The 15,094-nt window shown below is 37.7% G+C and carries 16 protein-coding genes; 6 read left to right on the top strand and 10 right to left on the bottom strand.

Annotated elements, in window-relative coordinates; all coding sequences use genetic code 11:
- Nucleotides 1-4: 4 nt before the first annotated feature.
- Both NOX80_RS15275 and NOX80_RS15270 read right to left on the bottom strand, forming a co-directional pair.
- Nucleotides 5-850 (bottom strand): substrate-binding domain-containing protein, encoded by an 846-nt coding sequence (locus tag NOX80_RS15275; RefSeq protein WP_256550663.1) that lies wholly within the window; start codon nt 848-850, stop codon nt 5-7.
- Between the two features lie 148 nt (nt 851-998).
- Nucleotides 999-2,516 (bottom strand): succinate CoA transferase, encoded by a 1,518-nt coding sequence (locus NOX80_RS15270; protein ID WP_256550662.1) that lies wholly within the window; start codon nt 2,514-2,516, stop codon nt 999-1,001.
- 157 nt (nt 2,517-2,673) lie between these two features.
- Here NOX80_RS15270 and NOX80_RS15265 point away from each other — a divergent pair, with 157 nt between their 5' ends.
- Nucleotides 2,674-3,504: an AraC family transcriptional regulator gene (locus tag NOX80_RS15265; RefSeq protein WP_256550661.1), complete on the top strand. Its 831-nt coding sequence runs from the start codon at nt 2,674-2,676 to the stop codon at nt 3,502-3,504.
- Here the strand turns inward: NOX80_RS15265 and NOX80_RS15260 are convergent.
- The 5 genes from NOX80_RS15260 to NOX80_RS15240 form a co-directional block, all read right to left on the bottom strand.
- On the bottom strand, nt 3,501-4,037 hold the full coding sequence (locus tag NOX80_RS15260; RefSeq protein WP_256550660.1) for a GNAT family N-acetyltransferase: 537 nt from the start codon (nt 4,035-4,037) through the stop codon (nt 3,501-3,503). The genes NOX80_RS15265 and NOX80_RS15260 overlap by 4 nt on opposite strands.
- Entirely contained in the window at nt 4,034-4,477 is a 444-nt protein-coding gene (locus NOX80_RS15255; protein WP_256550659.1) for a DinB family protein, read from the bottom strand. Before NOX80_RS15255 ends, NOX80_RS15260 begins: the two co-directional genes overlap by 4 nt.
- Complete coding sequence (locus tag NOX80_RS15250; RefSeq protein ID WP_256550658.1) at nt 4,478-5,350, bottom strand: nucleoside phosphorylase; 873 nt, start codon at nt 5,348-5,350, stop codon at nt 4,478-4,480. It abuts the gene before it with no gap.
- 14 nt (nt 5,351-5,364) lie between these two features.
- Nucleotides 5,365-5,715: a translation initiation factor gene (locus NOX80_RS15245; RefSeq protein ID WP_256550657.1), complete on the bottom strand. Its 351-nt coding sequence runs from the start codon at nt 5,713-5,715 to the stop codon at nt 5,365-5,367.
- Nucleotides 5,716-5,818: 103 nt separating this feature from the next.
- On the bottom strand, nt 5,819-6,769 hold the full coding sequence (locus NOX80_RS15240; protein WP_256550656.1) for an isopenicillin N synthase family dioxygenase: 951 nt from the start codon (nt 6,767-6,769) through the stop codon (nt 5,819-5,821).
- Between the two features lie 219 nt (nt 6,770-6,988).
- Between NOX80_RS15240 and NOX80_RS15235 the strand changes: the two genes are divergently transcribed.
- The 3 genes from NOX80_RS15235 to NOX80_RS15225 all read left to right on the top strand — a co-directional run bounded on the left by NOX80_RS15235 (nt 6,989) and on the right by NOX80_RS15225 (nt 10,038).
- Entirely contained in the window at nt 6,989-8,965 is a 1,977-nt protein-coding gene (locus tag NOX80_RS15235; protein WP_256550655.1) for an alpha-ketoacid dehydrogenase subunit alpha/beta, read from the top strand.
- A gap of 174 nt (nt 8,966-9,139) precedes the next feature.
- Nucleotides 9,140-9,622 carry a hypothetical protein gene (locus tag NOX80_RS15230; RefSeq protein ID WP_256550654.1) on the top strand — a complete coding sequence of 161 codons (483 nt, stop codon included), beginning with the start codon at nt 9,140-9,142 and terminating at the stop codon, nt 9,620-9,622.
- Between the two features lie 131 nt (nt 9,623-9,753).
- Nucleotides 9,754-10,038, top strand: coding sequence for a hypothetical protein (locus NOX80_RS15225; RefSeq protein WP_256550653.1), 285 nt, complete (start codon nt 9,754-9,756; stop codon nt 10,036-10,038).
- Nucleotides 10,039-10,112: 74 nt separating this feature from the next.
- Here the strand turns inward: NOX80_RS15225 and NOX80_RS15220 are convergent, their stop codons facing one another.
- Nucleotides 10,113-10,565, bottom strand: a complete 453-nt coding sequence (locus NOX80_RS15220; RefSeq protein WP_256550652.1) for a GNAT family N-acetyltransferase — start codon at nt 10,563-10,565, stop codon at nt 10,113-10,115.
- 726 nt (nt 10,566-11,291) lie between these two features.
- On the opposite strand from NOX80_RS15220, the gene NOX80_RS15215 reads away from it, so the two are divergent.
- Entirely contained in the window at nt 11,292-11,621 is a 330-nt protein-coding gene (locus tag NOX80_RS15215; RefSeq protein WP_256550651.1) for a DMT family transporter, read from the top strand.
- Between the two features lie 3 nt (nt 11,622-11,624).
- On the opposite strand, the gene NOX80_RS15210 is transcribed toward NOX80_RS15215, so the two are convergent.
- Both NOX80_RS15210 and NOX80_RS15205 read right to left on the bottom strand, forming a co-directional pair.
- Nucleotides 11,625-12,008, bottom strand: a complete 384-nt coding sequence (locus NOX80_RS15210) for a DUF3037 domain-containing protein (RefSeq protein WP_256550650.1) — start codon at nt 12,006-12,008, stop codon at nt 11,625-11,627.
- Nucleotides 11,986-12,780 carry a HipA family kinase gene (locus tag NOX80_RS15205; RefSeq protein ID WP_256550649.1) on the bottom strand — a complete coding sequence of 265 codons (795 nt, stop codon included), beginning with the start codon at nt 12,778-12,780 and terminating at the stop codon, nt 11,986-11,988. Before NOX80_RS15205 ends, NOX80_RS15210 begins: the two co-directional genes overlap by 23 nt.
- Before the next feature lie 331 nt (nt 12,781-13,111).
- Here NOX80_RS15205 and NOX80_RS15200 point away from each other — a divergent pair, with 331 nt between their 5' ends.
- Nucleotides 13,112-15,094 carry a PKD domain-containing protein gene (locus NOX80_RS15200; RefSeq protein WP_256550648.1) on the top strand — a complete coding sequence of 661 codons (1,983 nt, stop codon included), beginning with the start codon at nt 13,112-13,114 and terminating at the stop codon, nt 15,092-15,094.

Raw genomic sequence — 15,094 nt, 5'->3', positions numbered from 1 at the left:
ATACTTATTTTATAACGGATTCATAAGCGGCTTTGGTATCGATTATCTTTAAATCAAATAGTTGATTCTGAATTTTTTCGAAGGTTTTCTTATCCGGTCTTTTTTGCGACCATCGGGTAAGACGCAACCATTCCTGTATATCTTCGGTTTTTTGATTAAAACGATTGGCTAAAGTTCGGTCGATACTGGGAATATCTTTAAACTCACTGGTGGTTGTATTGATAATATCGAGTATCTGATCAATCACATGTTGGTCTTTTTCCAAAACTTCTTCCCGAACGGCAATTACAAAAGAGGGCCATGGAGTCGGACAATCGCCTAAATGACGAAACGTACCGTTGTCTACCAATGGTTTGGTCATAAAACGTTCCCACATAAAATAATCCGCTTTTCCTTCGGTTAAAGCTGCAACAGCACCATCAATGGTGTTGACAATTTCAAAAGGCAGATTTTCGGTATCCCATCCTTCATTTTTCGCATTCACAATAGTCATCAGTTGCGAACCGGATCCTATTCGGCTTATCGCGGCTTTCTTCTCTTTCAGATCAGCCGTTTTTTGATAAACGGAATTAGCACCTACGTGAATACCCCATAGTAAAGGAGACTGCACATAGATTTGTACAATACGACTTGGATTTCCGTTGGTAATATCTTTTAGGATACCTTCGGTTAGGATGATGGCGATATCCGTTTCGTTGTCGCGGAGCATCTGACACATTTTTCCGGTTCCTTCCGGTACGTCAGTCCACTGTAAATCAATGTCAACTTCATTAAATTCGCCGTTTTCTATGCACAAATGCCAAGGTAAGTTAAAATGCTCGGGTACACCTGCAATTCGAATTGTTTTCATGTGAAAAAATTAATTGCTAAGATAGTAAGAGTAAATAAATTTTTACGATAAGAAGGGGTTAAAAATAAACATTCCCCATATAATAAATAAATTTACTATTGGGGAAAGTTTTCGCAAATAAACAAAGAAAAACAACACAAATGTTACCTTACACCGGGTAGGTTACAAGGCAATTTTGTTTCATAGTGCCTGTTTCCAGGTATCTTGTATGGAAATTAAAAGCTTCTTCGAGAATATGAGGGGTGTGTCCGCCACGTTCGCAGGCTCGTTCAAAATAGTCCAGTAATTGTTCGCGATATTCAGGATGAGCACAATTCCGGATGATAACCCGTGCTCTTTCCCGTGGAGCGAGTCCGCGTAAATCCGCCAGACCTTGTTCGGTAACCAGAATGTCAACATCGTGTTCCGTATGATCGGTATGCGATACCATAGGAAGAACGTGTGAAATGGCATTGCCGTCTTTCGAAGCCGACTGGGTTACGAAAATGCTCAGGTAGGCATTGCGGGCAAAATCTCCGGAACCGCCGATACCATTCATCATTTTGGTACCGGAAATATGAGTTGAATTGACATTTCCGTAGATATCAAATTCTATAGCTGTATTGATTCCGATAATCCCTAAACGTCGGATTACTTCTGCGGAATTACTGATATTCTGAGGACGAAGTACGATTTTATCTTTATACTGATCAAAATTTTTCAGAAGATGATTATAGCAAGGCTCCGAAACGGTGATTGAAGAGGCGGATGCAAAGGTCATTTTTCCGGTATCGATCAATTCGAATGTACTGTCTTGTAATACTTCGGAATACATAACCAGATTTTCGAAATCCCCTTTCGCAAGTCCCGATAATACCGCATTGGCCACCTTACCGATACCGGCCTGTAATGGCATCAAAGATTTTGTTAAACGCCCGCTTTGTATCTCTTTTTCAAAAAAGGCCAGTAAGTGATTAGCGATGGCAGTGGTTTTAGGATCCGGAGCTGTAGTTTGCGCCGGACTATCCGGAATTTCGGTAAACACGATTCCGACCACTTTATCGGAGTCAATTTTAATAACATCTGAGCCAATACGGTCATCGGAAGCCGTAATGTTAATCACATCACGGTTAGGGTAGTGGGTTGGTATATAAATATCGTGGATTCCTTTAAATTCAAAAGGAATTGACGTGTTGATTTCAATAATGATCTTGTCGGCCAAATGGGCAAAAGTGGCGGAATTTCCAACGGAAGTTGTCGGGATGATATTTCCGTCGGTATCAATATAAGTGGCTTCAATAATCGCAAAATCAAGTTGCGGTAAATGTTTGTTTTCGAGTAATTCTGCCGTTTCGCTGAGGTGTTGATCGATAAATAAGATGTCACCGCTATTAATTTTTCCCCGCATGACCGGATCAACCTGAAAAGGCATTCGTTTATATAATGCATTACTTCGGGCGAGATCGGCATCGGTTGTATGGCCTAAAGAAGCACCGGTAATCAGGGTAATCCCGATCGATTCGTGCTCCGCTCGTAAAGCAAAAGCAGGTAAAACCGCTTTACTGTCGCCGGCTTTAGTAAAACCACTCGAACCGACTACCATTTTATCTTGAAAAAAAGCAGCGGCCTGATGAGCGGAAATAACTTTGTCTTTGTATTTTTGAAATTGAATTCTTTCTGGGTTCATAAATTGATTTTTTGATAAAAAATTAAACCAAAAAATAAAGTTTTGTTAACGAAATCTTTGTTTGTTTTTGTTCTGATTGGTTTAGTCTACAATTTTAAAGAAATAATTTAGCAGCTTATTATCGTTATAGGACAAAAAAATATTCATTTCGGACAGCATGGAAAACGAAAATGTAAAGGCAGAGAAGTATTATACCAAAGAGGTAGATACTGATAAAAACAGTATTTACTGTCATCATGATTTGATGGGAGAGTTGCTTATTCCGACCCATAAACACGAAAAAGCACAGTTACTTTATACGGAAGGAGGGATTGTTTATGTGACTACAGAAACAAAAACGTATTTTTTACCGGCTCGTCATTTTATGTGGATTCCGCATAATATTGCGCATAGCATTCATCCGAGTTCGGAAAATGTAATGATGCGAAATCTGTATTTTCCGGTCGATAAAAACGAACATTCTTTTTATGATAGTGAAGGAATTTACCCGGTTAACGATTTATTACTGCAAATGATGTTGTTTACGAATCGCTGGAACGGGAATCTGAAAAAAGGAAGTCGGAACTTTTTTATCGCAAGAGCAATTAAGGCGATTTTGCCGGAAATTTGTGAAACCAATTTACCATTAGCACTGCCGACCGCGAAAGATAAAAGATTACTGAAAGTGATCGCTTATTTAGATGATCATCTTGATGATACCATTTTCTTTTCCAAACTGGCAGAGAAATTTGGATTTAGCGAACGCTCATTATATCGTTTATTTCAGAAAGACCTGGGAATGTCTTTTATACAGTTTTTTACCATCCGAAGAATGTTAAAGGCTATTGAATTGCTGTTAGAAAAACGGTTACCGGTTAATGAGGTGGCTATTGCGGTCGGATATAATAGTATCCCGACGTTCAGTAATACATTTTATAAGATATTGGGACAACGCCCGTCGGATTATCTGAATGGTGTGGAAATATTAAAAAAAAATCAGCAGGTTTAACTGCCGATTTTGTTGTTTTGAAATTCAAACCAGATATGATCTACTCCGTCATATGGGAACGATTCGGTATGTACCGGTTGTAATTTTTGTAATATAGTTTGGGATCCGATGTTGCCGCTTTCAGCATAAGCATACACCTTGTCTAATTGCATTTCGGAAAAAGCATAATCGAGACAGGCTTTAGCGGCTTCAAAACCATATCCTTTGCGCCAGTGATCCTGATTAAGGCGGTAACCCAATTCATAGAAATTCTGATGTCCGTTAACGGTTTCAGTATTTATTAGTTTTAACCCGGTCCAACCGATAAATTCATTTGTATCCTTTAAAAGCATAGCCCAACGCCCGATACCGTTCGTCTCATATTGTTTTCGGATAAAAAGAATAGCGTTCTGGGCTTCTTCCAATGTTGTAATGGGTGATTTGCCCAAAAACTCATGTACGGCAGGATTGGAATCCATCAGAAAGATCCCTTGCGCATCTGAAGATTGTAATTCCCGAATGATAAGTCTGTCTGTTTTGATTATGGGTTTCATTTTCGTATTTCGATTAGGTGATGTTGTAAATGATGAATATAGTCGGTCATTAGAAAACGCAAATCGGATACTGTTTTGTCCGGCAAAAGCAACGAAAAAGCGAATGTCTCTTCCGTTTGATGTTGCATGATAAAGGCAATCTGTTTATTTAAACCGGACCAAAGTGCTAGTAATTCGGTGCTTTCCCGCTCCTGATAACGATTGGCTTTTACCAATTCGTCCTGATTGTAAGGTCGAACCGGATAAGGCTTTTCTGCATATTGAATTTCGGTAAAACGTTGCAGATTATAAAGCGCGGAATCAATCAGGTGGCCCAATATTTCCTTTTTAGACCATTTGGTTTCGGAGGATTTGATCTCGAAACCGGAAATGTGTCCTTGTTGAAACTGGCGCTCAAAAGCGCTGATTTCTGAAAATAATTGGGCTGCCGGAGAATGCATTTAGTTAACCAATTTATTTAAGGTATAGACAATAAGTGCATCGACCGCTTTATAAGGATCGTCACTAAAAGTACCGTTGGCACGATTGGCAATGATAGCGTTTAATGATAATGCTTCGTGACCAAGTAAGCTGGCTAGTCCGTAAATTGCGCCGGTTTCCATTTCCAGATTGGTCATTCGTGTGCCGTTATAATTAAAACTGTCCATTTTAGCGTTTAATTCCTCATCTTGAATTCCAAGACGTAATATGCGTCCTTGCGGGCCGTAAAAACCACCGGCTGTTCCGGTAAATCCTTTGTGAATTTCGTTACTTTCGATTTTGTCAGCCAGTTTTGTACTGCCTTTAACGACATAAGGACGTCCTTTTCGCATGTCCCAGTTGGTATGCGCTATAAAAGCATCTTCAATTTCTTTTTCGGAAACGGAATCAATAATATAGGAGCGAAGCATGTTGTCTAATCCTAAACCGTATTCCGACATAACAAAGCTGTCTACCGGAATGTCAGCTTGTAAAGAGCCGGATGTTCCGATGCGGACAATATTAAGTGATGTTAATTGTGGTTTGATGGTTCGCGTGTTTAAGTCGATATTCACCAAAGCATCCAGTTCATTCATCACGATATCAATGTTGTCCGGACCAATTCCGGTTGACATTACCGTTAGGCGTTTTCCTTTATAAGTACCGGTCTCGGTTTTAAATTCGCGTTTTTGTGTCGAAAATTCAACCGTATCGAAATGTTGCGTGATTTTGGAAACCCGGTTCTGATCACCAACAAAAATGATATCCGTTGCGATGTTTTCAGGTTTCAGGTTTAAGTGATAAACACTTCCGTCAGGATTCAGAATTAATTCTGATGATTTAATTGCTGTCATTGCTGTATTTTTTATTAACCGCCTACGCGTTTTACTTTATATCCTTCTTTAGTCAGGAAATCCATGATTTTGTCGCGGAAATTTCCTTGAATAATAATTTCGCCGTCTTTTGCTGCGCCACCCACACCACAAAGTGTTTTAAGTTTTTTGGCTAAAGCTTTTAAGTCGTCTTCATTACCGGAAAAACCTTTGATAATAGTAGCGACTTTTCCGCCGCGGTTTTTTTTATCAAGATGGGCTTCCAGTCGCTGTTCGCCGGGCGAAAGCGTTTCTTCCTGTTCTTGTTCGTTATTAAATTCAAAATCCTTGTTTGTAGAAAAAACAAATCCACCTAAGTCTTCCAAACTGCTGATTTTTTTTGCCATAATGTAAATGAATTAAATGCGGCAGTGCATTTCAAAAATGTTCAAAAAGAAAAGACATTGAGCGTAAAACCCAATGCCTTTTACAATTTTATAAAAATAAGAATTATTTTTTAATTAAGCCCAAATCAACCAGACGTTCGTATAAGAAATCACCGGCGGTAATATCGTCGTAACGTTTCGGATTCTCGGCATCAATACAGTTTTCCAGGCAGTTAAGCGGCATTTCGCTTATCGGATGCATAAAAAACGGAATTGAAAAACGGGAGGTACCCCATAATTCTCTCGGCGGATTTACCACTTGATGAATCGTGGATTTTAATCTATTGTTGGTGTGACGGGAAAGCATGTCGCCTACATTGATCACTAATTCGTCATCCTGAGCGATAGCATCAATCCATTCACCGTTATGATTTTGAACTTGTAGTCCTTTGCCCTGAGCACCCATTAATAAAGTGATAAGGTTGATATCACCGTGAGCTGCGGCACGAACCGCGTTTTCAGGCTCCTGTGTAATAGGAGGATAGTGTATAGGTCGCAGAATACTGTTTCCGTTTTTAATGTAATTGTCAAAATAGAATTCGTCAAGACCGAGGTATAAAGCCAAAGCTCTTAAAACATATACTCCGGTTTTTTCTAACATCTGGTAGGCTTCTTTACCTACTGTGTTAAATTTAGGAAGTTCTGTAACGGTAACGTTAGCCGGGTATTCGGCTTCCAATGTCGGATTGTTTTCCACATACTGACCGAAATGCCAGAATTCTTTTAAATCGCCTTCTTTTCTTCCTTTGGCATGTTCTTTACCGAAAGAAACATAACCACGCTGTCCACCAATTCCAGGAATTTCGTATTTTTCTTTTACCTCAAGCGGTAAGTTGAAAAAATTACGAACCTCACCATAAAGTTCATCAACTAATTGATCATCTAAAAAATGACCTTTTAATGCTACGAAGCCGATGTCTTCGTAGGCTTTTCCGATTTCATTTACAAATTTTTGTTTACGTACCGGGTCGTCCGATAGGAAATCACGCAAGTCAACACTAGGAATGTTTTGCATCTTAAAAAATTTTGTTAATAACTTTTTGGTTGTGAAACCATTATAAAACAAAGGTAAATAATAATTTTTAGATAAAATTTAGAAAGTTATCAACAATTGGGATTTGATCGGAAATAGGGAAGATCAACCAGTTTTTTTGGGAAAATATTTTGAAAACAATTCCATGGGTGACGGTTATTTTTTCATACTTTTGGAAGCGTTTAATCAAAGCACAACATCATGAATTTTGATCGGAAAAATCTAAGTGACGAAAAACTATTAGATTTATATAAGAAATTAATCAAGCCAAGGCTGATCGAAGAAAAAATGCTAATCCTGATTCGTCAGGGGAAAGTTTCAAAATGGTTTTCGGGAATCGGACAGGAAGCTATTTCAGTTGGAATTACATCCGTATTGGATAAAGACGAATATATTTTACCGATGCACCGTAATTTAGGTGTGTTTACTACAAGAGAAATACCGTTATATCGCTTGTTCTCGCAATGGCAGGGTAAAGCAAACGGTTTTACAAAAGGAAGGGATCGTTCGTTTCACTTCGGAACACAGGAATATAAAATTATCGGAATGATTTCCCATCTAGGACCGCAATTAGGCGTTGCCGACGGGATTGCATTAGCTAATAAATTAAAGAAAAACGGAAAAGTTACAGCGGTATTTACCGGTGAAGGCGCTACTTCCGAAGGTGATTTCCATGAAGCGTTGAATATTGCAGCGGTTTGGGAACTACCGGTTCTTTTTGTAATCGAAAATAACGGTTACGGTTTATCTACGCCGACAAATGAACAATATCGTTGTGAAAACCTGGCCGATAAAGGAATCGGTTACGGAATGGATAGCTATATTATTGACGGAAATAACATTCTGGAAGTTTATACTAAAATCGATGAGTTAGTCGCTTCCATGAGAGAAAATCCGCGTCCGGTATTATTAGAATTCAAAACGTTCCGTATGCGTGGACATGAAGAAGCCAGCGGAACGAAATATGTACCACAGGAATTAATGGATATGTGGGCGATTAAAGATCCGGTTGATAATTATCGTAAATTCCTTACTGAAGCAGGTGTCTTAACACCGGATATGGACGAAGCATATCGTGCTGAAATCAAAAAAGAAATTGACGAGCATTGGGCAAAAGTTCAGGCCGAACCGGAGATTACAGCGAGTCTGGATGAAGAATTAAATGATGTATACAGACCTTATGCTTTTGAAGAATTTAATCATAACGGAGAAGTAGAAAATATTCGTTTGGTGGATGCTATTTCACAAAGTTTAAAACAATCGATGGAGCGCCATGAGAATTTGGTGATCATGGGACAAGATATTGCAGAATACGGCGGAGCTTTTAAGATTACCGACGGTTTTGTGGCAGAATTCGGAAAAGAGCGTGTTCGCAATACACCAATCTGTGAAAGTGCTGTAGTTTCTGCGGGTATGGGATTGTCGATTAACGGACATAAAGCGATTGTAGAAATGCAGTTTGCCGATTTCGTTTCTACCGGTTTTAATCCGATTGTAAATTATCTGGCTAAAGTACACTACAGATGGCAGGAAAATGCAGATGTTGTTGTGCGTATGCCTTGCGGAGGCGGAACACAAGCCGGACCGTTTCACTCGCAAACAAATGAAGCGTGGTTTACTAAAACACCGGGACTTAAAGTTGTATATCCGGCATTCCCATATGATGCTAAAGGACTTTTAAATACGGCAATTAACGATCCGAATCCGGTAATGTATTTTGAACACAAACAGTTGTATAGAAGTATTTATCAGGATGTACCGAAAGAATATTATACAATACCGTTTGGAAAAGCAGCTTTGATCAAAGAAGGAGAAGAAGTAACGGTAATTTCATTCGGAGCCGGTGTACACTGGGCTTTGGAAACGTTATCCCGCTACCCGGAAATAAAAGCCGATCTAATCGATTTACGTACGTTACAACCATTGGATACGGAAACGATTTATGCTTCGGTTAAAAAGACAGGAAAAGTGATCATTCTTCAGGAAGATTCCTTGTTTGGAGGGATTGCCAGCGATATTTCATCGATGATCATGGAAAATTGTTTCGAGTATCTGGACGGACCTGTTAAACGTGTGGGAAGTTTGGAAAGTGCCATTCCGTTTGTAAAAGCACTGGAGGATCAATACTTACCGAAACAACGATTTGAAAAAGAATTATTAGAACTGATTGCCTATTAATTTTTGGTGATTTACTATACAAGTTAGCCCTGTCAATTGTTGATGGGGCTTTTTTAATGAAATTCTAATAATAAAACACTGCTTTGTTGATGATTTGTAATGGTTTTGTTTGTAATTTTATATGTAATATTTACTTTTTTAATAAAAAAAAACAATAATCTAAAAAGTGTTACTATGAAAAAAGCAATTTATTTCAGTTTGTTAATGGTGTTTTCATTAACTGTTTTCGCTCAGGAAGCAGCAGTGAAGAAAGCAACTAAAAAAGCGGATACCGAGACAACTAAGGCCAAAAAGAAAATGGATGAAACTAAGGCAACTGCTAAGAAAGAAGCCAAAGACGATACCAAAGCGATAAAAGATAAAACGACTAAAAAAGTAGCGGATACCAAAGCGGAAGCAAATAAAACGACTAAAGATGAAACTAAGGGCGTAAAAGAAAAAGCAACTAAAGCGGTAAGTGAAACTAAAGCAGATGCTAAGAAGACAGCGACTGCAGAAACTAAAAAAGTAACTGCTGTAAAAGACCAGGTGAAAACAGCAAAAGTAGCTACTGAAGATAAGGTAACCGGTACGTATAACGGGAAAAAAGTATACACCGGACCACGTGGCGGAAGATATTATATTAATGATAACGGAAATAAAACGTATATAAAGTAATATAAATCAAGGGTATAAATGAAAGCCATGCGAAAGTGTGGCTTTTTTAATACTTTTTTGTGAAATCTTTAAGGGAAAATTTTTTAATTTAGTTAATATATGTGAGTATTTATTTAATGAGCAAAGAACTTATGGACACAAATTTTGAAATAGTTAGCAAGGAAATAATAGAGACTTTGAATTTCCCTGAAAATGACGTACTGGAAGATGACGGAACAGCAATTAAACGCCGTATAGAAGATTTAAACCGGGCATTAGCACTGGGAAATTTGGAACACGGTAAGATTAAAATTTATTTTGAAGATAATATTTCTAAAAAAGTAGTTGAAACAACGATTTGGGGTGTTACGGATGAACGTATTATTTTGAAACAAGGAGTAGTAATTCCGATACACAGGATTTATAAGACAATATAAAAGGTATCAATAAAAAAAGAAGTTTTAAACTTCTTTTTTTATTGCAAAAAATAAATAATTTGTATGCAATAGGATTATAAAATGACTTTCCTCATACAAACACTATTTTCTATTCCTTCATATTGCCCAAAGTTTGGAATAGGATGATATCCGGACTTTTCATAAAGCCGAACGGCTTCAATCTGTTTTTTTCCTGTTTCTAAAATGCATTCGGAAAAAAACAATTCCATAGCCCATTTTTCCAATTCCTTTAGTATTTCTCCGGCAATGCCTCGACCACGAAAATCAGGATGAACATACATTCTTTTGATTTCAGTTTTATCGTCTGAATACTGTTTTAAAGCACCACAACCAACAACTTTGTCTTCTTTGTATGCTAAAACAACATGTTTTATTTTATCGATCTTATTAAACTGAGCAAAAAAAGAATGATCCTGACCATCCCTGATCTTAAGCTCGTGATCCAGTAAAACAACAAGTCCTTTAAAGTCCTTGTTATTCGATGTTGTTCTTATTAAAATTGGCATAATTAAAAAATTATTTAGTCAGATTTTAAAAAGAAATGGGGCTTGGTAAAGATACGAATGTTTACTAAAAAGGAGTGAATTTTATCTGTTTACTTTACAATTTTTGATTTAAAATATCAAAAAAGGTTATAAAAATAATGTTTTGTGATGATTTTTGTGTTGTTTAGGTATGAAATGAGATTCATCACAAAGACATATTTTTAATAAAAGTCGCTGGAATAACCGGAAAAACGGTAGTAACCTAAATCGGATAATTGGCTGTAGAAAAGGATGGAGTTTCTTCATTTAAAACCGAACAGATTAAGGGAATGGCTTGTAAAAATGATTCAGGAGTGTAATTCTTAAAATGTTCGGCTCCAAATGAAATCAGAATAATTTTATTTAATATGAGGTTTTTTTAGAAAGACAGCCAGATTGGATCTGACTGTCTTAAAGCTTACATAAAACACGTATCATTTAATCCCTTAATAAATACTGAAAATAAACTAGATAAGGACTTAGTAGTGATGCTGAAAAAATACTACAAAACAATACATCATAAACAAAACAATACAAGTGCTTTATGTATAAAACAAAGAAAACGGATTAGCTTGTATTTTTCACCATGAAGAGCTACTCATAATCACGGAGTTTTGGAAATGTTTGCTTTTGAGTATTTTTAAGTAGAATTATAATATAAAAAGAAGTCACTTTAAAAACGTAACTTTAAACTTTTAATAGAAAAACATGAAATACCTATTTTTATTAATTGCAATCATTTTTGAAGTAATTGCCACTAGTGCTTTAAAATCATCGGAGCAGTTTACCCGATTGTGGCCTAGTGTTATATCCGTTTTAGGGTATGCAGCAGCCTTCTATTTTTTGTCGTTAACATTAAAAACGTTACCTATAGGAATTGCTTATGCAATCTGGTCCGGCCTGGGAATTGTCCTTATTTCGGGTATCGGTTACCTAGTTTACAACCAGTCATTGGATTTCCCGGCCGTAATCGGTATACTTTTTATTATTATAGGTGTACTGATTATTAATTTGTACTCCAATAGCGTTTCGCATTAAGTGTTATAAGACCAACTCGGTAAAAAGGCGTTCGATGGTACCATCCAGATTACCGCAAAAACCGGGATGCGGTCTTGAAGTCTGAATGACGGAGCTTCTCACTGCTGTTAGCCATCGAAAACGGGACGGAATATCCAACTGTGCAATCGGACCTCCGTTTTTGTCACCGTGTGCAATTTTTTCGAAAGATTCCAGATTCAACTGAAGTTGTTCGATATCCAGATCATCAGAAAACATAAGTAATTTTTGTTCGTTAATAGCATAACGAACTTTAATGTATTTGGCACTTTTAGAAAAAAGAATAATGCCGACATTTAAAAATTCTTCGCGCTCAACCCTAGGCAAAACGCGAATCACTGCATATTCATATAAGTGTTTGTCTTGCATTTTGAGCTTCTTTTATAAAAATATCGGAATTGTTTTTTCGCATCAGTAAAAACTGTATGTAAACTTCTTTCAACTCTTCGGGTGTGTCCCTGTTATCATCCCATAATAGCCATTCGTCCGGAATCAGATTAACGATTTCGCGAATTTTTTCTTCGGTTAATAAAGCTTTATACTTTTGATCAACACGATCCAGTTCGGAAGCTTTGGGTAATAAAACATGATCTTTAATCAGTGCAAACGGGCTTTTTGCATGATTCTCCCAGTTATGCCAGGAGTGATGAAAGTAAAAGGAAGCACCGTGATCGATTAACCATAATTCTTTGTGCCAGATTAGCATATTGGTATTACGAAATGTACGGTCAACGTTAGTGATAAAAGCATCTAACCATACAATCTGTGAAGCCAGTTCCGGGTCAACATCAGTAACAACCGGGTCAAATGTGATGGCACCGGATAGAAAATGTAAGGCCAGATTTAATCCCTGACTTCCTTGTAAAAGATCCTGTATTTCTTCATCAGCTTCTGTTCTTCCGAATGCTTCGTCCAGATTTGCAAATACGATTTCAGGAACCCGAAGTCCGAGAGCACGGGCAATTTCACCACCGATAAGTTCGGCAATCAAGGCTTTACTGCCGTGACCGGCTCCTTTGAATTTAAGGACATATTTAAAATCATCGTCGGCTTCCGCTAATGCCGGAAGTGATCCGCCTTCCCGCAACGGGGTAATATAACGGGTCACGTTAACCGTTCGTAAATGGAGCTTGGCATTCATAAAACATCATTTCTTTTACAGTCACAAATGTATTAAAAAGGAAAGAATTTTTTGAACTAACATTTGTTCACCAATTTTAAAAATGTCGGATTGTATAGTTTGAACATACTTTTTAAGTTCGAACTATTTATTTCGGTAGTATTCGAGTAACGAAGGGAAGGGAAATTCCGGCAAAGCAAGCAAACAATTTTCTAACGTGATTTAAATGAAACAGCTTGTGATATTTTTTAGAGGTTATTGTAATAATGTGATATTCAGTCTGTCAAAAGTTGGAATTCGCATTTTGTATCAGGAAAATAATATATTTGAAAACAAACCAATCTGAAAATCAATGAAAATAAAACTACTACTGTTGATTTTTCCGTTTTTTGCGATGGCACAAACGACTCCGCAAATGCAATGGGGAACCGGAGGAGGAAGTTCGGATAACGGACAGATCGGGTTGACAGAACGCGTCGAAAAGATGAGTACGGATACAGATGGCAATGTCTATTTTTTTTCGCCGGTTTTTCGCAATGATATCCGTTTGGGAGATCAGGTAATAGGAGAAGGACATGATGCCATGCATACCGATATACTATTAGGTAGTCTGGATTGTAACGGTCAACCGCGCTGGGCAAAAATTATTGGCGGAAATGCAGGAGATACCGGTAAAACAATCGGTGTTTATCAGGATAAAGTATATCTGACAGGTAGTATAAACCGATACAGTTATCCGGTCAATTTTGGAAATGATACCATTTTACCGGCTTCAGGTTTTCAATCCTTGTTTTTAAGTCAGTACAAAACGGACGGAACGTTAAAATGGACCAAAATGATACAATCGGACACCATAACCGGTTGGTCTTATAGTCGTACCGCTATTGTTGATATGGATATTGACAGAACCGGAAATATTTACCTGTTAGCGCTATTTCCGCCGGGTAGTAAGTTAGCCGATACCACTATAAAAATCCCGGACGGATCGGGACAAAACAGATTATATGTTTTAAAATATGACGGAGAAGGGATCTTACAGGAAGTGCATCAGCTTAATGCCGATTTTTCACAAACGAATCAATATTTTATTGTTGATGCTTTGTTTTTTAAAAGACATTGGGATACGGGAAATTATTATATCAGCGGAAGCTTGGTTCCTCCGAACACCGGTGCCGGGTCGGATGTACTTTATCTGGGCGGACAAGAGATTAATTCCAAAATGTATATTGCCTGTTTTAATCCTGAAGGAGAATACCTTTGGCATAAAAAAAGTCAGGTATTGACACAGTTGAATAATACAGCGTCGGAATGTAAAATCAGTATTGATGAAGATGATGGCAATCTTTATTTTTTCGGAAAAGGAGCACTTGGAGATAGTTTTGACGGGTTTGTTTTTGAAAATCCATTAGGATTTAACCCGTCACATGTTGCTAACTTTGTAATAAAGATGGATCGTCTCGGGAATCGTATTTGGGGAAAAAGCGGATATGCCATGCCGATGTGTTTTACCCTCGGTGGAAGCGTAAATCATAATAAAGTAGCTTTAGGAGGCGTTTTTGCGACCGAAATGCATTGGGATGATCGATCGCTTAGCAGTAACGGACAAGACGGATGGTTTGCAATATTGGATAAAAATAACGGAAATCTGGAAAAATTAGATCGCATTGAAGGAAACGGATTTTATGACGGAATAACAACGATGCAGTTTAGAAGACACGATTTACTATTCGGAGGGTATTTTGCCAATGATTTATTTATAGGGAACCAAACCTTGACTACTATCGGAGGTTCTTCTGATTTTTTCCTGGCGAAATACGGTTTTTCCTGTGATTGCCGATTACCGTTAGCTGGTTTTACGAGTCAGGTTTCCGGAACGAATTCGAATCAGGTTAATTTTTTAAACGGATCGGATTTCACCGGAACAACAATGCATTGGGACTTTGGAAACGGACAAACCAGTTCTGAATTACATCCTTCTTATACTTATGCTGTACCGGGAAGCTATACGGTTTGCCTTGAAGTTACCAATAATTGCGGGGTTGATACAACGTGTAAAACGATTACGGTAGGAACGCTTTCTGTTCCGGATCAAAATACAGTTTTCCCGGGATTAAAAATTTATCCTAATCCGGTTGCTGACAGGATTTTTATAGAAGGAGCCCGTCCGGATATGAAAGTCTACGGTTATACTTTGACCGGACAAAAGGTTTTGGAAAAAAGCCTGTCTGCCGGATTAAATGAAGTGGATGTCGCTTTCTTATCTAAAGGAAGTTATATACTAAAAACGATACATGTTGACGGAAGGACTAGTCAGCAAAAACTGATCAAGTTGTAA

This window comes from Flavobacterium cerinum (genome assembly GCF_024496085.1).
GTDB classification, from domain to species: Bacteria; Bacteroidota; Bacteroidia; order Flavobacteriales; family Flavobacteriaceae; genus Flavobacterium; species Flavobacterium cerinum_A.
This window is presented reverse-complemented; position numbering and strand designations above follow the sequence as displayed.